At 69.3% G+C, this 18,237-nt stretch carries 19 protein-coding genes; 10 read left to right on the top strand and 9 right to left on the bottom strand.

What is annotated here, in order from left to right; all coding sequences use genetic code 11:
* The first annotated feature begins 34 nt into the window (after window positions 1-34).
* Genes BM355_RS01775 through BM355_RS01765 form a run of 3 tightly spaced genes read left to right on the top strand, consistent with a single transcriptional unit; the run spans window position 35 to window position 3,251 of the window.
* Complete coding sequence (locus BM355_RS01775; protein ID WP_091693366.1) at window positions 35-1,321, top strand: magnesium transporter MgtE N-terminal domain-containing protein; 1,287 nt, start codon at window positions 35-37, stop codon at window positions 1,319-1,321.
* Window positions 1,318-2,112 (top strand): DUF1003 domain-containing protein, encoded by a 795-nt coding sequence (locus tag BM355_RS01770; protein ID WP_091693362.1) that lies wholly within the window; start codon window positions 1,318-1,320, stop codon window positions 2,110-2,112. Before BM355_RS01775 ends, BM355_RS01770 begins: the two co-directional genes overlap by 4 nt.
* The gene (locus BM355_RS01765; protein WP_091693357.1) at window positions 2,109-3,251 is read left to right on the top strand and encodes an Mrp/NBP35 family ATP-binding protein; all 1,143 of its coding nucleotides are present in this window, start codon (window positions 2,109-2,111) and stop codon (window positions 3,249-3,251) included. The genes BM355_RS01770 and BM355_RS01765 overlap by 4 nt, the downstream gene beginning before the upstream one ends.
* A gap of 35 nt (window positions 3,252-3,286) precedes the next feature.
* Here the strand turns inward: BM355_RS01765 and tatB are convergent, their stop codons facing one another.
* Both tatB and BM355_RS01755 read right to left on the bottom strand, forming a co-directional pair.
* Window positions 3,287-3,847, bottom strand: a complete 561-nt coding sequence (gene tatB, locus BM355_RS01760) for a Sec-independent protein translocase protein TatB (protein WP_091693353.1) — start codon at window positions 3,845-3,847, stop codon at window positions 3,287-3,289.
* Window positions 3,848-3,910: 63 nt separating this feature from the next.
* Window positions 3,911-4,936, bottom strand: a complete 1,026-nt coding sequence (locus BM355_RS01755; protein WP_091693348.1) for a hypothetical protein — start codon at window positions 4,934-4,936, stop codon at window positions 3,911-3,913.
* A gap of 242 nt (window positions 4,937-5,178) precedes the next feature.
* Between BM355_RS01755 and BM355_RS01750 the strand changes: the two genes are divergently transcribed.
* Window positions 5,179-5,829, top strand: coding sequence for an O-methyltransferase (locus tag BM355_RS01750; RefSeq protein WP_091693344.1), 651 nt, complete (start codon window positions 5,179-5,181; stop codon window positions 5,827-5,829).
* Window positions 5,830-5,916: 87 nt separating this feature from the next.
* Here the strand turns inward: BM355_RS01750 and BM355_RS01745 are convergent, their stop codons facing one another.
* From BM355_RS01745 to BM355_RS01735, 3 genes are all read right to left on the bottom strand, one after another.
* A complete protein-coding gene (locus tag BM355_RS01745) occupies window positions 5,917-6,087 on the bottom strand; it encodes a DUF3117 domain-containing protein (protein WP_091693339.1) in 171 nt (56 codons plus the stop codon).
* Between the two features lie 110 nt (window positions 6,088-6,197).
* The gene (locus BM355_RS01740; RefSeq protein ID WP_091693336.1) at window positions 6,198-6,521 is read right to left on the bottom strand and encodes a DivIVA domain-containing protein; all 324 of its coding nucleotides are present in this window, start codon (window positions 6,519-6,521) and stop codon (window positions 6,198-6,200) included.
* Window positions 6,518-7,363, bottom strand: coding sequence for an LOG family protein (locus BM355_RS01735; RefSeq protein WP_091693331.1), 846 nt, complete (start codon window positions 7,361-7,363; stop codon window positions 6,518-6,520). The genes BM355_RS01740 and BM355_RS01735 overlap by 4 nt, the downstream gene beginning before the upstream one ends.
* A 146-nt stretch (window positions 7,364-7,509) precedes the next feature.
* On the opposite strand from BM355_RS01735, the gene BM355_RS01730 reads away from it, so the two are divergent.
* The 4 genes from BM355_RS01730 (at window position 7,510) to BM355_RS01715 (ending at window position 10,898) form a co-directional block, all read left to right on the top strand.
* A complete protein-coding gene (locus BM355_RS01730) occupies window positions 7,510-8,307 on the top strand; it encodes an amino acid ABC transporter ATP-binding protein (RefSeq protein ID WP_091693327.1) in 798 nt (265 codons plus the stop codon).
* 55 nt (window positions 8,308-8,362) lie between these two features.
* On the top strand, window positions 8,363-9,226 hold the full coding sequence (locus tag BM355_RS01725) for a glutamate ABC transporter substrate-binding protein (RefSeq protein WP_091693324.1): 864 nt from the start codon (window positions 8,363-8,365) through the stop codon (window positions 9,224-9,226).
* Between the two features lie 116 nt (window positions 9,227-9,342).
* Window positions 9,343-10,017, top strand: a complete 675-nt coding sequence (locus BM355_RS01720; protein ID WP_091693321.1) for an amino acid ABC transporter permease — start codon at window positions 9,343-9,345, stop codon at window positions 10,015-10,017.
* Window positions 10,014-10,898 (top strand): amino acid ABC transporter permease, encoded by an 885-nt coding sequence (locus BM355_RS01715; RefSeq protein WP_091693318.1) that lies wholly within the window; start codon window positions 10,014-10,016, stop codon window positions 10,896-10,898. The genes BM355_RS01720 and BM355_RS01715 overlap by 4 nt, the downstream gene beginning before the upstream one ends.
* A gap of 25 nt (window positions 10,899-10,923) precedes the next feature.
* Here the strand turns inward: BM355_RS01715 and dapE are convergent, their stop codons facing one another.
* A complete protein-coding gene (dapE, locus tag BM355_RS01710) occupies window positions 10,924-12,135 on the bottom strand; it encodes a succinyl-diaminopimelate desuccinylase (RefSeq protein WP_091693315.1) in 1,212 nt (403 codons plus the stop codon).
* 23 nt (window positions 12,136-12,158) lie between these two features.
* Between dapE and dapD the strand changes: the two genes are divergently transcribed.
* Both dapD and BM355_RS01700 read left to right on the top strand, forming a co-directional pair.
* Window positions 12,159-13,151 carry a 2,3,4,5-tetrahydropyridine-2,6-dicarboxylate N-succinyltransferase gene (gene dapD / locus BM355_RS01705; RefSeq protein WP_091693313.1) on the top strand — a complete coding sequence of 331 codons (993 nt, stop codon included), beginning with the start codon at window positions 12,159-12,161 and terminating at the stop codon, window positions 13,149-13,151.
* A gap of 33 nt (window positions 13,152-13,184) precedes the next feature.
* The gene (locus BM355_RS01700) at window positions 13,185-14,063 is read left to right on the top strand and encodes a hypothetical protein (RefSeq protein ID WP_091693310.1); all 879 of its coding nucleotides are present in this window, start codon (window positions 13,185-13,187) and stop codon (window positions 14,061-14,063) included.
* A gap of 114 nt (window positions 14,064-14,177) precedes the next feature.
* On the opposite strand, the gene BM355_RS01695 is transcribed toward BM355_RS01700, so the two are convergent.
* The 3 genes from BM355_RS01695 to dapC form a co-directional block, all read right to left on the bottom strand.
* Entirely contained in the window at window positions 14,178-15,464 is a 1,287-nt protein-coding gene (locus tag BM355_RS01695; RefSeq protein WP_091693307.1) for a citrate synthase, read from the bottom strand.
* Window positions 15,465-15,592: 128 nt separating this feature from the next.
* The gene (locus tag BM355_RS01690; protein WP_091693304.1) at window positions 15,593-17,035 is read right to left on the bottom strand and encodes an APC family permease; all 1,443 of its coding nucleotides are present in this window, start codon (window positions 17,033-17,035) and stop codon (window positions 15,593-15,595) included.
* Between the two features lie 54 nt (window positions 17,036-17,089).
* Window positions 17,090-18,235: a succinyldiaminopimelate transaminase gene (dapC, locus tag BM355_RS01685; protein WP_091693301.1), complete on the bottom strand. Its 1,146-nt coding sequence runs from the start codon at window positions 18,233-18,235 to the stop codon at window positions 17,090-17,092.
* Window positions 18,236-18,237 lie beyond the last annotated feature (2 nt).

Here is an 18,237-nt window from a genome sequence, read left to right as displayed (position 1 = left end):
AGCCCGCTCACCTCCCAGCCACTAGGCTGGAACGGTGAGTGCCAAGATCTTCGTCGCCCGCCTGCTGGGCCTGGACGTGTTCGACCCTCAGGGTGACCGCCTGGGGCGGATGCGCGATGCCGTGGTGGTGGACCGCGGACCGCTGCTGCCGCCGATGGCCGTCGGGATCGTGATCGAGGTGCCCGGCAAGAAACGCGTGTTCGTGCCGATGACGCGGGTGACCAGCATGGACCCGCACCAGATCATCACCACCGGGCTGATCAACCTGCGCCGGTTCGAGCGCCGCGGCGCCGAGCTGATGGTGGCCGGTGACGTGTTCGACCGGCGGGTGCTGCTCAAGGACGGCTCTGGCGAGGCGATCGTCGAGGACATCGGCTTCGAGCAGCAGCGCAACGGGGACTGGCTGGTCACCGAGCTCTACGTGCGCCGCAATGCCGGGCGCACCGCGTTCGGACGCACCCGTGGCGAGCACCTGCTGATCGACTGGGACGCCGCCCGCTGGGCCGGACACCAGGAGCCCCAGGGCGCCACCAGCTTCGTGGCCGCCCACGAGGACATGAAGCCGGCGGACCTGGCCGACGTCATCCACGAGATGACGCCCAAGCGCCGGATCGAGATCGCCGAGGAGCTGCAGGACGAGCGCCTGGCGGACGTGCTCCAGGAGCTTCCGGAGGACGACCAGGTGGAGATCCTCTCCCACCTGGACATCGAGCGCGCGGCTGATGTGCTCGAGGAGATGGACCCGGACGACGCCGCCGACCTGCTGCACGAGCTGCCGGACAGCCAGCAGGAGCTGCTGTTGGAGCTGATGGAGCCCGAGGACGCCCAGGACGTGCGGCGCCTGATGGAGTATGACGAGAACACCGCCGGCTCGGTGATGACCCCGGTGCCGGTGATCATGCCGCCTGAGGCCACCGTGGCCGAGGCGCTGGCCAACATCCGCCAGCAGGAGTTCACCCCGGCCATGGCCTCCCTGGTGATCGTGGCCCGCCCGCCCCTGGAGACCCCCACCGGGCGGTACCTGGGCGTGGTGCACTTCCAGAAGCTGCTGCGCTACCCGCCCCCGGAGCCGTTGGGCAACCTGCTGGACAAGGACCTGGAACCGGTCTCGGACCAGATGCCCCTGGGCGTGGTCACCCGCGAGCTGGCCACCTACAACCTCACCTGCATCCCCGTGGTCAACGAGAACCACCGCGTGGTGGGCGCCGTGACCGTGGACGATGTGCTGGACCACATCCTGCCCGAGGACTGGCGCATCACCGACGTCCCCGAGGTCGGCGATGAGACCTCCCGGGTCCACCGGAAGGAGGCCTCCCGATGAGCGAGAACCCCCAGGAGAACTCCGGCGTCCGCCGCCCCGGACTGGACACCCCCATGCGGGCCCGGTCCCGGTTCCTGCCGCAGCTCCGGCCGAATCCGGATGCCTTCGGCGAGGCCACCGAAGGCATGGCCCGGTTCATGGGCACCCCGCAGTTCATCCTCTGGATGACGCTGTTCTGCGTCTTCTGGGTCTCCTGGAACACCCTGGCCCCGGAGCCCTGGCGCTTCGATTCCGCCGCCCTGGGCTTCACCGCGCTGACCCTGATGCTCTCCCTGCAGGCCTCCTACGCCGCGCCCCTGCTGCTGCTGGCTCAGAACCGTCAGGACGACCGGGACAGGGTCTCCCTGCGCGAGGACCGCAACCGCGCCGAGCGCAACCTGGCCGACACCGAGTACCTCACCCGTGAGCTGGCCGGACTGCGCATCGCCCTGCAGGACGTGGCCACCCGCGACTACGTGCGCGGTGAGATGCGCAGCGCCGTGGAGGACATCACCGCGGACCTGCGCCAGGAGATCGAACGTGAGCTGCGCGAGGAGATCCGCGCCGAACTGCTCGAGGAGCTCGGCCACGCCCCGTCAGAACCCCGCAAGCCCAAGAAGAAGAAGGACCGCTCCGGCCGGGACGTCCGGGACCGGGACTCCCGTGAGGGCGCGCCTCGCCACACCCGGCACGACGACGGCCAGGAGACACCGCAGACCACCACCCTGGCGATCATCGCGGCTGAGGAGGCCGCTGAGGCTCGCCGCGCGGCTGAGGCCGCCCAGACCCCTGAGGACCCCACCTCCCGATGACCGACTCCCCCACCCCCACCGGCACCGCACTCGAGCAAGCCGCCTGGCGTCGTCTCGAGTCCGTCCTGGACCCGGAGCTGCGCCGGCCCGTCACCGAACTGGGCATGGTCGCCTCGGTGACGGAGACCGCGCCCGGTGACCTGGCCGTCGTCGTGCGTCTGACCGTGGCGGGCTGCCCGATGCGCGAGACCATCACCGCGGACGTGCGGCAGGCCCTGCTGCCCCTGGAGGACTGCACTGGCGTATCGGTCACCCTGGACGTGATGACCCCGCAGCAGCGGGCCGCGCTCAAGGAGCAGCTCACCGCCGGGCGCCCAGCCAACCCGTTCGGGACAGGCTCGCTGACGCGCGTGTTCGCGGTGGCCTCCGGCAAGGGCGGCGTGGGCAAGTCCACCGTGACCGCCAACCTGGCCTGCGCGCTGGCCGCCCGGGGGCTGAGCGTGGGACTGGTGGACGCGGACATCCACGGCTTCTCCATCCCGGGGCTGCTGGGCACCTCCGCCCGGCCCACCCGGGTGGATGAGATGATCCTGCCGCCGGTGGCACACACCGTGAAGGTCATCTCCATCGGCATGTTCCTGGACACCGATCAGCCCGTGGCCTGGCGTGGCCCCATGCTGCACCGTGCGCTGGAGCAGTTCGTCACTGACGTCTACTGGGGTGATCTGGACGTGCTGCTCGTTGATCTGCCCCCGGGCACCGGGGACATCGCGATCTCCGCCGCCCAGCTGCTGCCCGGCTCGGAGCTGCTGGTGGTGACCACTCCGCAGCAGGCCGCCGCGCAGGTGGCCGCCCGTGCCGGACAGCTCTCGGAGCAGACCGGTCAGCAGGTGGCCGGGGTGATCGAGAACATGGCCGCCATGACCCTGCCGGACGGCACCGTGCTGGACCTGTTCGGCTCCGGCGGTGGCGCGTCGGTGACGCAGCGACTCACCGAGGCCCTGGGTCATCCCGTGGATCTGCTGGGCTCGGTCCCACTGGACATGGCCCTGCGTCAGGACGGGGACGAGGGCACGCCGGTGGTGCTGCAGCATCCGGAGTCGCCGGCGGGGGCGGAGCTGCGGAGGATCGCCGCATCTTTGGCGGTGCGTCCGCGGGGACTGTCCGGGATGAAGCTGCCGGTCACCCCGAAGGACTGATTCGGGGGCTGATCGGCAGGCTCCTCAGAGCGGGCTCAGGTGGCCTCGGTGTCGAACGGAGCCGGGAGGATCTCTGCGGGCTCAGACGCACCGTGAGGCGCATCGGCCCCGTCCGCCTGTTCCGCGGGGTCGGGCTCCCCTTCCGCGTGGTGGCTCATCGCTGCCGTTCCGGCTGCGACGGCAGCCGCGCCCAGGGCGGTGGACCCGGTCCCCTGCGCTGAGGTCGCGGAGGTTCGCCCGGTCTTGCCACGCACCAGATCCCGGGGGTCCATGGTCTTGAGGTCCTCCCGCACAGCCTCGTGGTCCCAGACCTCTTGGGCGGTGGAGCGCATGTCCTGGACCGGTTCGGCCAGGGCCTCCTTGATGATCCGGCGCGGGTCATACTGGCGGGGATCGTAGCGACGCCAGTCGATCTCGTCGAAGTCGGTGCCGGTCTCCTCTTTGAACTGGTTCTTGGCACCTTCGGCCATCTGGCGCATCTGCCGGATCCACTGAGTCATCTTCCGGGCATAGTCCGGCAGCTTCTCAGGGCCCAGGATGAGCAGTGCGAGCACGATCAGGATGATCAGCTCGGCGCCATTGATTCCGAATGTCACAGTCCCTGAGCCTACCGGAGGGCGAGGGAGTCACGAGGCGTGGGACGGCAGGCGCCCCTGGTCTCAGCGGGGGACGTCGGCATCATCGGTCCAGGGCATCAGCCGTTCGAAGCCGCGCACGAGGCGCTCCGTGGCAGAGTCGGGCAGCTGGGCGGACTGCACCCGGGCCCGTTCGGAGAGGACCACCAGCGTCATCACGCGGTCAGCGCGCTCCACGGGCAGATCCGAACTCAGCGCATAGGCGGCCTGGGCCGTCTGCACCCACGCCGTCCAGGAACCGTCCTCGTGGGTCTGCGTCCTGGAGGTCAACCCCATGGGCAGGGCCGACTCCTCAGCACCCTCCGGGGGAATCAGGGCCGGATCGCTCAGGCAGGCCGAGTCGTCCAGGCTCTGATCCTCGGAACGGCATTCATGCAGCACGGCCGACCCCACGGACCCGTCCAGGCTCAGCACCAGTTCGGTGGCGTCCTCATGCTCGCGCAGCCCCACCGATTCCGGCATCAGGCCGGCCACCGTCAGTGAGGGGACGTTCCAGCCCTGCCGACGCAGCTGATCCAGCAGCGCGGCCGTCTCTGACCGGGCGGTCGGGGACGCGGCGGTGTCCATGGAGGTGGCCGCGATGGCACTGAACGGTCCGGCAGAGGCCCCGTCCGTCCGGGTCTCCTCCTCCTGTGCCGCATCAGCGGCAGATGAGCGCGACGTCTCGACCTGCACCTCCGGGACCGGCTGGATGGCGGGGGGCTCGGTGGGTGCGGCGCTCTGCTGGGGTTCCCCGGCCACCCAGGCTGCCAGCACCACGGCTCCAGCGGCCACCCCGGCCGCGCCCAGGCTCAGCACCACCTTCCACCCCGGAACTCCGGGGCGCTCTCCCAGCACAGTGGATGAGGAGGGAGGAGGGAGGAGCTGTGGGGGAATCGACCGCGCCTCGGCGCCCTGCTCGGCGGCTCGCAGGATCCGATGCCGCTGGTCGACCTCGTCCTGGCACATGGGGCACCGGTCCAGGTGCTCGGCCACGCGGCGATGGGTGGTCTGGTCCAACGCCCCCTCGAGAAAGGAGTCGAACCGGGTCCGGGGGTGGAAGACCGCCATCAGTGGCGTCCCTCCCTCCACAGGGCGGACGGAGACGGCGTGGACTGTGGACGCGGGGCCCACCTCAGTGCGGGGGCGGACGAGGTCAGGGGCGTCACGGTCATGGCTGCGGTCTCCTTCCGGTCCCTTCCAGTGTGGCCGGTGAAGCTGAGAGGTCACTGGAGGCACTCCGGACTGGCCCGGGCCCGGTCAGTCGTAGACTGGACTGCCGAGTCGACCACGAGAGAAGTGAGCACCCCTTCATGAAGGCCCTGAGCCCGTACCAGACCGACAAGCACGCCAGTTGGGCGTTCGCTGAGTCGCGACCGGAGGAGGACGAGGTGCTGCTGCGGGCCCGCGAGCGCTCGGCAGAACTGGGCATCGAACCGGTCAGCGAAGGCACCGCCGCCCTGCTGACCGTCCTGGCCGCCACCTCCTCCCCCGCCACCGTGGTGGAGATCGGCACCGGCGCCGGTGTGTCGGGCACCGCTCTGATGCGCGGCCTGCCCGCCTCCTCGGTCCTGACCACCATCGACACCGACGCCGAGGCCCTCCGGGCCGCCCGCGAGGCCTTCACTGAAGCCGGCCACCCGGCCAACCGGACCCGGATGATCACCGGCCGCTCCCGCACCGTGCTGCCACGCCTGTCCTCCCGGTCCTATGACATGGTGCTGATCGATGCCGACCACGCCTCGCTGATGTTCCACCTGGAGCAGGCCGCCCGGCTGCTGCGCCCCGGCGGGCTGCTGATCGTCAACGACGCTCTGGACCAGGACCGGGTCCCCCGCCCAGCGGTGCGAGAGTCCTCCACCCTGGCCGCCCGTCAGCTCGGACGTGCGGTGCGCGAGGACGAGCAGTGGCTCTCCGCACTGACCCCCACCGGCACGGGCGTGCTGTTGGCCGTGCGCCGCTGACACCACGCTGACACAGCAGAGCCCCCGTCCTGGACCGATGCGGCCACAGGACGGGGGCTCTGCCTGTTCTCTCTGGAAGGCTCCGGCTCAGCCGCCGGTCACACCCACCAGGCACTCCTTCAGGGCTGCGGCCTCCTCGTTGTTCAGCTCGAGCACGAGCCGACCGCCGCCGTCGATCGGCACGCGCATGATGAGGCTGCGTCCCTCCTTGGTCACTTCCATGGGACCGTCCCCGGTGCGGGGCTTCATGGCTGCCATCTGCGTTCCCTTCTCACAGCGGACCCCTCCAGGCGGAGCCGCTCGTTTCTGCCTGCGACCCCGGTTTCAGGCCCTGGGTGGTGCCGCAGTGTGACGTACAACAATTCCCATTATTCCGAAGAGTGGGCGGTGCCGCTAATCGTGGCCCGTTCGGCCTCGAGTTCGGCGATGCGCCGATCCCGCTCCTCCAGGGCCAGAGCCAATCGACGCAGGGTGTGATCCACCTGGTCCATCCGGTATCCGCGCAGGCCGGTGGCGAAGCGCAGCTGAGCGAGGTCCTGCGCCCGGGGATGCTGGGGCAGCAGGACGGGAGGAACCGTGGAGACCGGATCCTGCAGCGGCTGCGCCCAGCGCACTCGCCCGGAGAGCACCCCGACGATGCCACCGGCCACCACCACGGCCAGGATCAGCACGAGCGTGACGAAGACGTTCACTGCGGGTCACCGCCGTCACCGGTGGCCGGCGCCCGGGTGGTCTCGGCGTCGGCGTCTGCCACCTCGGGACCGCGCAGATCGTTGAGCAGCACGGCCTCGACGGCCTCCTCCGGGGTGTCCACCACCTCCAGCAGTCCCAGGTCCTCCGGATTGATCATGCCCCGCGCGGCCAGGGTGTCCCGCAGCCAGTCGACCAGGGGCGTCCAGAACTGCCGTCCCATCAGGACGATGGGGAAGGAGGTGACCTTGCCGGTCTGGACCAGGGTCAGCGCCTCGAACAGCTCATCCAGGGTGCCCAGGCCGCCGGGCAGCACCACGAAGCCCTGGGAGTACTTCAGGAACATGACCTTGCGGACGAAGAAGTACCGGAAGTCCACCCCCAGGTCGACCCAGGCGTTCAGGCCCTGCTCATGAGGCAGTTCGATGCCCAGTCCCACCGAATGCCCGTCCACGTCCTTGGCCCCGCGGTTGGCGCCCTCCATGGACCCTGGCCCACCGCCGGTCATCACCGAGTATCCCGCCTGGGCGAGCAGCGCACCCAGGCGCCGGGCGTCGTCGTACTCCTGCGAGCCCTCGCGAGTGCGCGCCGAGCCGAAGACCGAGATGGTTCGGCCCAGTCCCGCCAGGGTGCCGATGCCCTCCACGAACTCGCCCTGGATGCGCAGCACCCGCCAGGGGTCCGAGGAGGTGAAGCCCACCTCCCCCTCGGCCGGCAGCTCGGACAGACCGTGCCGGGAGTCCAGCAGCAGCTGGTCGAAGGTCGGTTCGGCCGCATGACGGCCCCGCAGCGTCTGGGGGCCACGGCGGACCGGATGTGCCGGAGGTTCAGGAGTGTGGGGCATGGACTCAGCCTATCCAGGCTCCGGGGCAGGGTCCGCGTCACGATGATGTTTCAGATCCACGACGATTCCGTGTCCGGCTACGCGTTCTCGACGCGACGGGCGCCCAGGTCGCACGGCGACGCGCCCGGTTCCGCTACTCTCTCCCTATGACGCACACCACCTCTGAGCCCGCGGGTGCAGCCGGGCCCGCCGCGGACTCCGCTCGACCTCTGGTCCAGCTGGAGAACGTCAACAAGCACTTCGGGCCGTTCCAGGCCCTGACGGACATCAACCTCTCCATCCCCGAACGCCAGGTCGCGATCGTGGTGGGTCCCTCGGGTTCGGGCAAGTCGACCCTGTGCCGCACCATCAACCGGCTCGAGACCATCGACGACGACGGCGGCCGGATCCTGATCGACGGCCAGCCACTCCCTCAGGAGGGCAAGGAGCTGGCCAGACTCCGGGCCGAGGTGGGCATGGTGTTCCAGTCCTTCAACCTCTTCGCGCACAAGTCGATCCTGGAGAACGTCACCCTGGGCCCGATGAAGGTCAAGGGACTGAAGAAGGCCCGGGCCGAGAAGGAGGCCATGGAGCTGCTCGAGCGCGTCGGCGTGGGACAGCAGGCCAAGAAGCTGCCGGCTCAGCTCTCCGGCGGCCAGCAGCAGCGTGTGGCGATCGCCCGCGCCCTGGCCATGCGTCCCAAGGTCCTGCTCTTCGACGAGCCCACCTCCGCCCTGGACCCCGAGATGGTCCAGGAGGTCCTGGACGTGATGGTCCAGCTGGCCAAGGAGGGCATGACCATGGTCGTGGTCACCCACGAGATGGGCTTCGCCCGAAAGGCCGGTGACCGGGTGATCTTCATGGCCGACGGCGCCATCCTGGAGGACACCGACCCGGAGAGCTTCTTCACCGCCCCGCAGCACGAACGAGCCAAGGACTTCCTGGGCAAGATCCTGGCCCACTGACCACCCATCCCCGATCACCATCTCAATCACCGCATCACCGCACCTGGAGGACACCATGCGCAAGAAGTTCCTGACCACCACCGCCCTGGCCGCCTCGGCCCTGCTCGCCCTCTCGGCCTGCTCCCCGTCTGAGTCCGGTGGCGGCGACGCCACCAACGGCGACGGCGAGGGAGGCTCCGGCGAGAAGGTCCGCATCGGCATCAAGTTCGACCAGCCGGGCCTGGGCTTCCGCGAGGGCTCCAACGCCCCCACCGGCTTCGACGTCGAGGTCGCCAAGTTCGTGGCCGGCGAGCTGGGCTACACCGAGGAGAACATCGAGTGGATCCAGACCCCCTCGGCCAACCGTGAGAACGCCCTGGAGAACGGCGAGGTCGACATGATCTTCGCCACCTACTCCATCACCGACGCCCGCAAGGAGCGCGTGGGCTTCGCCGGACCGTACTTCGTGGCCGGCCAGGACCTGCTGGTCCGCGCGGACGACACCGAGATCACCGGCCCGGACGCCCTGGACGGCAAGAACCTGTGCTCCGTCACCGGCTCGACCTCCGCCCAGAAGATCAAGGACGAGTACGCCGAGGGTGTGAACCTGGTGGAGCAGGGCGGCTACGCCGAGTGCGTGAACTACCTGGAGTCCGGACAGGTCGACGCCGTCACCACCGACGACATCATCCTGGCCGGCCTGGCCGCCACCTCCACCAACCAGGGCAAGTTCAAGGTCGTGGGCAGCCCCTTCACCGAGGAGCGCTACGGCGTGGGCATCTCCAAGGACTCGGACCAGTGCCAGGCCATCAACGACGCCATCGGCAAGATGAAGGAGGACGGCGCCTGGGAAGAGGCTCTGACCACCGCCACCGAGGGCACCGGCTACACCGCCAACGAGGAGCTGAACACCGACACCGAGATGGAGAGCTGCTCCTGACGGCTGCGGCCAGACTGACGCACTCTCTGCACCTCTCACCGTGAGACCGGTGGCAGGCGGGAGCATCCCGCCTGCCACCGGTGCACCGATCCCCTCCCTCCCCACTCAGGAAGACCATGAACGGATTCGCTGAACTCTTCGCCGAGTACGACATCCTCGGCGCCTTCTGGATGAACATCCGGCTGACGTTCTTCGCGGCCATCGGATCCTTCGTGCTCGGGATCATCCTGGCCGTGTTCCGCATCTCCCCCGTCGGCTCCCTGCAGCGGGTGGGCGCCGGGTACGTCAACATCCTGCGCAACACCCCGCTGACCATCATCATGGTGCTCGGCGTGCTCGCCGTCTGGGGCCAGCTGAAGATCACCTTCTCCGACGACTTCCCCCTGAACTTCTTCACCTACGCGGTGATCGCGCTGTCCATCTACCATGCGGCTTTCGTCTGCGAGGCGATCCGCTCCGGCGTGAACACCGTTCCGCTGGGCCAGGCCGAGGCCGCCCGCGCGATCGGTCTGAGCTTCCTGCCCGCCGCCCGGCTGGTGATCCTGCCGCAGGCCCTGCGCGGCGCCGTGACTCCTCTGGGCAACACGCTGATCGCCCTGACCAAGAACACCACCGTGGCCGCCGCCGCCTCCGTGGCGGAGAGCTCCGGACTGATGAAGACCATGATCGAGTTCCGACCTGACCTGATGATCCAGATCTTTCTGACCATCGCCATCGGCTTCTGCCTGATCGTGATCCCCATGGGCCTGCTCACCACCTGGCTCTCCGACAAGCTGGCGGTGGCGCGATGAAGGCTCAGCCCTCAGTCCTCTTCGACGCGCCGGGTCCCAAGGCCCGCCGCAACATCATGATCTCCAACCTGGTCACTCTGGCCGCTGTGCTGGTCCTGGTGGTCCTGGTGCTGATGAAGCTCAACGAGCAGAACCAGCTCGAGCCCAACCTGTGGCTGCGGGCGATCGACGGCAACGCGTGGGCCAACTACTACCTGCCCGGCCTCCAGTTCACCCTGCAGGCCTCCGGCATCGCGGTCGTCACCTCGCTGGCCTTCGGTCTGCTCTTCGGCTTCCTGCGCCTGGCCCCGTTCGGACCGATCCGCTGGTTCGCCGGTGTGGTGGTGGAGTTCTTCCGCGCGGTGCCCGTGCTGGTGATGATGGTCTTCCTGTACTTCTTCTTCGCCCGCGTGGTGGCGGGCAACGGCGCCATGTCCCCGCAGGACGCCCCCTACTACGCCGTGATCGTGGGTCTGACCCTGTACAACGGCGCCGTGATCGCCGAGCTGGTGCGCTCCGGCGTGAAGTCCCTGCCCAAGGGCCAGCGCGAGGCCGCCGCCGCGATCGGCATGACCTCGAACCAGTCCCTGCGCCTGGTGGAGGTCCCACAGGCCCTGACCGCCATGCTGCCCTCGCTGCTGAGCCAGTTCGTGGTGATCATCAAGGACTCGGCCCTGGGCTATCTGATCGGCTTCTACGAGCTGCTGCAGTACTCCCGCCAGCTGGGCTCCGGCCACGGCAACATGCTGCAGTCGCTGATCGTGGCCGCCCTGGTGTTCATCGTCATCAACTTCATCCTGACCTGGGTGGCCACCCGGCTCTCCCGCCGCCTGTCCTCTCGGACCAGCGGTGAGACCGCCCCGGCCGCGCCGGCGACCACCGGCGCGGTCAAGACCGCCTGATCAGGGTCGGCTGGCTGGTGCCGGGTCAGCGAGGGCTGTCCGGCAGCAGCCAGTCCTGCATGGCCCGCAGGCAGGTGCGCACGGCACCGGCGGTGACGTGCTCATCGTCGGTATGGGCCAGCAGGGCATCGCCGGGCCCGAAGTTCACGGCAGGCACGCCCAGCTCGGAGAAGCGGGCCACATCCGTCCAGCCGAACTTGGGCATGGGCTCCCCGCCCACGGCCTGCACGAACGCCGCCGCGGCGGGCCGGTCCAGTCCGGGCCGAGCGGCCGGGGATCCGTCCACGATCTGCACCGCGTCCCCGGAGAAGCCAGCCTCGGCCAGCACGCCCAGCACATGCGCGTGGGCCTGATCCAGGGTCTTGTCCGGGGCGAAGCGGTAGTTGATCTCCACGGCCGTGGTGTCCGGGATGACGTTGCCGGCGGTCCCTCCGTGGATGCGCACCGCGTTCAGTCCCTCCCGGTAGTCCAGGCCCTCCACGGTGACGGTGGCCGGCTGGTACGCGGCCAGTGCGGTCAGCAGCGGTGCCGCGCCGTGGATGGCGTTGACCCCGCGCCAGGCCCGGCCCGAATGGGCGGCGACTCCCGGCACGGTCACCACGTAGCGCGAGGTGCCGTTGCAGCCCCCTTCCACCACGCCGTCGGTGGGTTCGAGCAGCACCGCGAAGTCGCCCTCGAGCAGGTCCCGGGCCTCCCGGGCCACCCGCAGCAGACCGGATCGCTCGGCATCCACCTCTTCGTGGTCGTAGAACACCCAGGTGACGTCCCGCTCGGTCTGCGGCCCGCCCTCAGCCCCGATCAGCCCGGCCAGGGCCAGCTGCACGGCCACGCCGCCCTTCATGTCCGTGGTGCCACGCCCGTACAGCACGGCCTCATCGGCAGGCAGGTTCCCGACGTCGGCCGACGGCTCCCAGCGCGAGGGCACCGTCCCCTTCGCCCCCTCCACGGTCGGCAACGGGACGGTGTCCAGGTGACCGGCCAGCACCACGCGGGAGTCCAGGCCGAACTGTGTCCGGGCCACCACGGTGTCCCCGATCCGGGTCACCTCCAGGCGCGGCAGAGCACGCAGCGCGGACTCCACGGCATCGGCCAGCGGCGTCTCCTGGTCAGAGACCGAATGGATGTCCACCAGGGCCGCCGTCAGCACGGCCACGTCGGTGTCCAGGGGCGGAAGCGTGACTTGAGGGGCACTGTGGTGGGAGGTCTCGGAACGGGGCGCAACGTCGTCGGGAAGCATGCCGTTCACTCTAGACTGGGGCCATGACCACCACGCCTGATAAGCACCAGACTGCCCTGCCCGAGACCACCTCCCGCACCGCCTCCGGATACGGTCTGGCCACCACCGCCGCCAACGGGTCCGTGCTGGACGTCTGGTTCCCCGTTCCCGCTCTCGGCGAGCTCTCCGCGCAGGAGACTTCGGTCAAGGAGCAGTTGGCTGCAGCCGCGCAGGACGACGCCGAGCGCGGCACCACCCAGTCCGTGGTGGAGGTCCAGATCGACCTGGACGCCGCCCCGGCCGACACCGCCGATGCCTGGCTGCGCCTGCACCTGCTCTCCCACCGCCTGGCCGCCCCGAACACCCTGAACCTGGACGGCGTGTTCGGGCTGCTCACCAACGTGGTGTGGACCAACTACGGCCCCTGCGCCGTGCAGGACTTCGAGCTGACCCGCCTGAAGCTGCGCTCGCGCGGACCGGTGGCCGTGTTTGGGGTGGACAAGTTCCCCCGGATGACCGATTACGTGGTGCCCACCGGCGTGCGGATCGGCGACGCCGACCGGGTCCGCCTGGGCGCCCACCTGGCTGAGGGCACCACCGTGATGCACGAGGGCTTCGTGAACTTCAACGCCGGCACCCTGGGCACCTCCATGGTGGAGGGCCGCATCTCCGCCGGCGTGGTGGTGGCCGACGGCTCCGATGTGGGCGGCGGCGCCTCGATCATGGGCACCCTCTCCGGCGGCGGCACCCAGAGGATCCGGATCGGCGAGCGGGTGCTGCTCGGCGCCAACTCCGGTGTGGGCATCTCGATCGGGGACGACTGTGTGGTGGAGGCAGGACTCTACGTCACCGCCGGCACCCGCGTGGCCGTCCGGCAGGGGTCCGGGACCGAGGCCGAAGAGACCACCGTGAAGGCCGTGGAGCTCTCCGGCGTCTCCAACCTGCTGTTCCGGCGCGATTCGGCCACCGGCCAGGTCCAGGCCCTGCCCCGCGCCGGCCAGACCGTGGAGCTGAACTCCGCCCTGCACGCCAACTGATCTGATGGACGAACCCTCCGGGACGGCCCGGCCGTGAGCAGCTCCGCTGCACGCCGCCGCGCCCAACGGCGCCGCCGCACCACCGTAGTGCTGGTGCTCTGCACTGCCCTGGTGGTGGGCGGTGCCTGGGCGGCCTGGAGGTTCGTGGACGACTCCGAGGTGCTGGTGCGCGAGCGCTGCACCGCAGTGGTGGGACCGGACTCGTTCGAGCTGGCGCCGGATCAGGCCGCCAACGCCGCCCTGATCAGCGCAGTCTCCATGGACCGGGGACTGCCCGCCCGGGCGGCCTCGATCGGGATCGCCACCGGGTTCCAGGAGTCCAAGCTGCGCAACATCGACTACGGTGACCGCGCCGGCCCGGACTCACGCGGCCTGTTCCAGCAGCGCCCGTCCCAGGGCTGGGGCTCCGAGGAGCAGGTGATGGACCCGGTGTACGCCGCGAACCGCTTCTTCCAGGAGCTGGAACTGGTGGCCCCGGACTTCGAGGACATGGACATCACCGTGGCCGCCCAGAAGGTCCAGCGTTCGGCATTCCCGGACGCCTACGCCGACCATGAGCCCGAGGGCCGGGCCTACGCCTCTGCCCTGACCGGCAACTCCCCCGCCGGGCTGAACTGTGTGCTCAAGTCCCCCCAGGCCCCGGGGGACGCCGCCGGGTTCGCCACGGCCCTGACCGAACAGCTCTCCTCAGCCGATCCCGTGGCCGCCGCCGACGGCAGCACCGTGACCCTCTCTGCCAGCGGCACACGCGGCTGGGCCCTGGTGCAGTGGGCGGTGGCCCACGCCCAGCAGTTCGGCGTCACCTCCGCCTCCTTCGGCGGGCTGCAGTGGGTCCGCTCCGAACACGGCTGGGTCTCCGCCACGGGACCCCAGGCCGCTGAGGGCACCGTGACGGTGACCTTCCACCGCTGAGGCGAGGGAGCCGCCGTCGGGCATGCCTGTCCGGTGTGCCGGTGCGGCCCCGGGCACAGCAGAGGGGGCCGGCCGAAGCCGACCCCCTCAGGAGTGCTCGTGGTGCAGGACGCCTCAGCGACCGGCCGGGTAGTCCCGGCTCTGCACACCCGTGTAGATCTGCCGCGGACGGCCGATCTTGGTGGTCTTGTCCTCCATCAGCTCGCGCCACTGGGCGATCCAGCCGGGCAGGCGGCCCAGGGCGAAGAGCACGGTGAACATCTTCTCCGGGAAGCCCATGGCCTTGTAGATCACGCCGGTGTAGAAGTCCACGTTCGGGTACAGACGACGCTCCACGAAGTAGTCGTCCGCCAGGGCCTTCTCCTCCAGGCGGCGGGCGATGTCCAGCAGCTCGTCATTGCCGCCGAGCTTGTTGAGGATGTCCTCCGCAGTGGACTTGATGATCTTGGCCCGGGGATCGTAGTTCTTGTAGACGCGGTGGCCGAAGCCCATGAGCTTGACCCCGTCCTCCTTGTTCTTCACCTTCTCCATGAACTCCTCGGGCTTGATGCCCTCAGCCTGGATCTTGCGCAGCATGTTCAGCACAGCCTCGTTGGCACCGCCGTGCAGCGGGCCGTAGAGGGCGTTGATGCCCGCGGAGATGGAGGCGAACATGTTGGCCTGGGAGGAGCCGACCAGGCGCACGGTGGAGGTGGAGCAGTTCTGCTCGTGGTCCGCGTGCAGCATCAGCAGCAGATCCAGGGCCTTGACCACGTCCGGGTCCAGCTCGTACGGCTCGGCCGGGACGCCGAAGGACAGGCGCAGGAAGTTCTCGACCAGGTTCAGGGAGTTGTCCGGGTAGAGCATGGGCTGGCCCAGGGACTTCTTGAACGCGTAGGAGGCGATCACCGGCAGCTTGGCCAGCAGGCGGATGGTGGAGATGTGGACCTGCTCCTCATCGAAGGGGTCCAGGGAGTCGGCGTAGAAGGTGGACAGCGCCGAGACCGCCGAGGAGAGCACCGGCATGGGGTGCGCGTCCCGCGGGAAGCCGGAGAAGAAGCCCTTCAGGTCCTCATGCAGCATGGTGTGCATGCGGACGTTCTGGTCCCAGTCCTCCAGCTGATCGCCGGTGGGCAGCTCGCCGTAGATCAGCAGGTAGGCGACCTCGAGGAACGAGGAGTGCTCGGCCAGCTGCTCGATGGGGTAGCCGCGGTAGCGCAGGATCCCCTCATCGCCGTCGATGTAGGTGATCGCCGACTTGGTGTTGGCGGTGTTCATGAACCCCGGGTCGTAGGTGACCAGACCGGTGTCCTTCAGCAGCGGGCCGATGTTCAGTCCGTCGTTGCCGACAACGGAATTCTCCCGCGCCAGCTCGACGGTCTTGCCGTCCACCGACAGCTGGGCTGACGTGTTCTCGGTCATGGGTTCTCCCTCATGAGTAGCTCGTGATGGCACCGGGCGCCGATGGGCGCACAGCATGTGCAGTCACCCCCTACGCTACCAAGCAGTTCTCCACGGGGCGGAATCCGTGACGTCGCTCACGGCCCGTTTCAGGATTCCCGACGACGGCCCGCCAGTGCCGCATGCAGGCGTTCCTCCGCGTCCTCTCCCGGCTCGATCCCCCGGGGGATGCGGAACAGGAACACGATGCCCAGCAGCCACCACAGCCCGCACAGCAGGTAGGAGACCGGGTGGATGGAGGCCGGCATGCCCGGGATGTACAGCGAGAGCAGGCCCAGGGTCAGCACCACGCCGGCGATCCCGATGACCTTGCCCAGGGTGGGGCCGCCGCTGCGGAACGGCCGGGCCATCTCCGGTTCGCGCCGGCGCAGGATCAGGAACACCACACACACCAGCATGTAGGTCAGCACGATGCTCGGGGAGCCGGAGTCCACCAGCCAGCCCAGGGCGTCCTCCCCCAGGAACGGGGCCAGCACGGAGAGCCCGCCGATGAACAGCACCGCGTTGGAGGGGGTGCGGTACTTCGGGTGCAGCTGGGCGAACCAGCGCGGCAGCATCCCGGACTGGGCCAGGGCGTACATCAGGCGGGAGGCGCCGATCAGCATGGCGATCCAGGAGGTGATGATGCCCGCGGCACCGCCGGCGATCAGCAGGTTGGCCATGAAGGTGCTGTTGTACAGGGCACCCATGGCATCGGCCGTGGCCAGGTTCGAGGCCAGCAGCTCGTTGAGCGGCATGGAGGAGGCGGTGGTCAGGGCGGTCATGATGTACCAGACGGTGGCCATGGCCACGGAGATCACGATCAGTCGGCCGATCCTGCGCGGCTCCATCCGCAGCTCCTCGGCGCTCTGCGGGATCACGTCGAACCCGACGAACAGGAACGGGACCACGATCAGCACCGTGAACAGGCCGGTGGCGTTGGTGAAGAAGGGCTCCATGTTCTCCACGGAGCCGTTGCTGAAGGAGCCGAAGACCAGCATCAGGCCCACGAGCACCAGGAAGATCACCACGAAGGTCTGCACGATCCCGGCGACCTTCACGCCCACGTAGTTGATGACGGTGACGATGACGGCGGCGGCGGCCCCGATCAGGGCCCACCACAGGGCCACGTCCGAACCGAAGATCGTGTACATCTTCTGTTCGCTGATCTGGGGGAACACGTACTCCACCGTGCGCGGCAGGGCCACGGCCTCGAACGCCACGATGGTGATGTATCCGCCGGTGATGCCCCAGGAGCCGATGAACGCCCAGCGGGCACCCATGCTGCGCATCAGGTACTGGTGCTCCCCGCCCACCTTGGGGATGGCCGAGGTCAGCTCGGCGTAGACGAAGCTGACCACCATCATGATCAGTCCACCGGTGGCCAGCGCGATCACGGCGCCCAGGGTTCCGGCGCCCTCCAGCCAGCCGCCGGTCAGCACCACCCAGCCGAAGCCGATCATGGCGCCGAAGCCGATGGCGTAGCCGTCCAGCTCGTTCAGTGTCTTCTTCAGCTCCGGCGCGTGACCGGTGCCCCCAGGTGCAGTGCTCATGTGAGGTAGGGCACGCCCTCGGGGCGCCTCACCTGCGCAGCTGGTCGCTGTGCGTCAGCCCCGCAGCCGCTGGGCGGCCTGTTCCACGGCCTCGTCGGTGGCGGTGATCGCCACGCGCACGTATCCGTTGCCGTGCTCGCCGTAGAACGTGCCCGGTCCCACCAGGATGCCCAGGTCCGCGAACTCCCCCACCAGGTCCCAACTGGACTGGGGGTTGGGAGCGGACTGGACGTCGTCGGGAAGCCTGCCGTCCCGGGTCCACAGGTACAGCCCGGCCTCCGAATGCTCCACCCCCAGACCACGGGCCTGCAGGGCGTCCTTGAGCAGCGTGCGGCGGCGGCGGTAGCGGTCCTTCTGCTCCTGGACGTGGGTGTCGTCCTGCAGGGCCACGGTCATGGCGCTCTGCACCGGCGCGGGCACGATCATCCCGGCATGCTTGCGCGAGTTCACCAGGTTCAGCACCAGGTCCCGGTCCCCCGCGGCGAACGCGGCACGGTACCCGGCCAGATTGGACTGCTTGGACAGGGAGTAGACGCTGAGCAGACCGGTGTGGTCCCCGCCGGAGACCTCCGGGTCCAGGATGCACGGTGTGCTGGCGGTGCCGTCCCACCGGTCCCAGCCCAGCTCGGCATAGCATTCGTCCCCGGCCACCACGGCGCCCAGCTCACGGCCCTGCCCGACGACGGCCCGCAGCTCCTCCACGGAGGCCACCTTGCCGGTGGGGTTGCCGGGGGAATTGGTCCAGATCAGCTTCACCCGGGACCGGACGTCCGGGTCCAGCTCATCCAGGGAGTCAGCGGCCACGGGGGTGGCGCCGACCAGCTGGGCGCCGATGTCATAGGTGGGGTAGGCCACCGACGGGCGCACCACCACGTCTCCGGGACCGATCCCCAGCAGCAGCGGAAGCCAGGCGATGAACTCCTTGGAGCCCACTGTGGGGATGATCGCCTCCGGGTCCAGCCCCGGCACGCTGCGGCGGCGGGCGAACCAGCCGGAGATCGCCTCGCGCAGGGCCGGCGTGCCGTGCGTGGTGGGGTACCCGTGGGCGTCGGCCCCCGCGGTCAGCGCGTCCTGGATCAGCTGCGGAGTGGGGTCCACGGGCGTGCCGATGGACAGATCGGAGATCCCACCCGGGTGGGCCTGCGACGTGCGGCGGTACGGGGCCAGGGACTCCCAGGGGTATTCGGGCAGGGTCAGCATGC

The organism is Micrococcus terreus (assembly GCF_900116905.1).
In the GTDB taxonomy this organism is placed as follows: domain Bacteria; phylum Actinomycetota; class Actinomycetes; order Actinomycetales; family Micrococcaceae; genus Citricoccus; species Citricoccus terreus.
The sequence above is the reverse complement of the archived record's forward strand: the minus strand, read 5'-3'. Positions and strand labels throughout refer to the sequence as shown.

Excerpts from the sequence above, each read along its gene's own strand:
- BM355_RS01770 (WP_091693362.1), top strand. The coding sequence starts at position 1,318 with ATGAGCGAGAACCCCCAGGAGAACTCCGGCGTCCGCCGCCCCGGACTG.
- BM355_RS01765 (WP_091693357.1), top strand. The coding sequence starts at position 2,109 with ATGACCGACTCCCCCACCCCCACCGGCACCGCACTCGAGCAAGCCGCC.
- BM355_RS01755 (WP_091693348.1), bottom strand. The coding sequence starts at position 4,936 with ATGGCGGTCTTCCACCCCCGGACCCGGTTCGACTCCTTTCTCGAGGGG.
- BM355_RS01750 (WP_091693344.1), top strand. The coding sequence starts at position 5,179 with ATGAAGGCCCTGAGCCCGTACCAGACCGACAAGCACGCCAGTTGGGCG.
- BM355_RS01745 (WP_091693339.1), bottom strand. The coding sequence starts at position 6,087 with ATGGCAGCCATGAAGCCCCGCACCGGGGACGGTCCCATGGAAGTGACC.
- BM355_RS01735 (WP_091693331.1), bottom strand. The coding sequence starts at position 7,363 with ATGCCCCACACTCCTGAACCTCCGGCACATCCGGTCCGCCGTGGCCCC.
- BM355_RS01730 (WP_091693327.1), top strand. The coding sequence starts at position 7,510 with ATGACGCACACCACCTCTGAGCCCGCGGGTGCAGCCGGGCCCGCCGCG.
- BM355_RS01725 (WP_091693324.1), top strand. The coding sequence starts at position 8,363 with ATGCGCAAGAAGTTCCTGACCACCACCGCCCTGGCCGCCTCGGCCCTG.
- BM355_RS01720 (WP_091693321.1), top strand. The coding sequence starts at position 9,343 with ATGAACGGATTCGCTGAACTCTTCGCCGAGTACGACATCCTCGGCGCC.
- BM355_RS01715 (WP_091693318.1), top strand. The coding sequence starts at position 10,014 with ATGAAGGCTCAGCCCTCAGTCCTCTTCGACGCGCCGGGTCCCAAGGCC.
- dapE (WP_091693315.1), bottom strand. The coding sequence starts at position 12,135 with ATGCTTCCCGACGACGTTGCGCCCCGTTCCGAGACCTCCCACCACAGT.
- dapD (WP_091693313.1), top strand. The coding sequence starts at position 12,159 with ATGACCACCACGCCTGATAAGCACCAGACTGCCCTGCCCGAGACCACC.
- BM355_RS01695 (WP_091693307.1), bottom strand. The coding sequence starts at position 15,464 with ATGACCGAGAACACGTCAGCCCAGCTGTCGGTGGACGGCAAGACCGTC.
- BM355_RS01690 (WP_091693304.1), bottom strand. The coding sequence starts at position 17,035 with ATGAGCACTGCACCTGGGGGCACCGGTCACGCGCCGGAGCTGAAGAAG.
- dapC (WP_091693301.1), bottom strand. The coding sequence starts at position 18,235 with ATGCTGACCCTGCCCGAATACCCCTGGGAGTCCCTGGCCCCGTACCGC.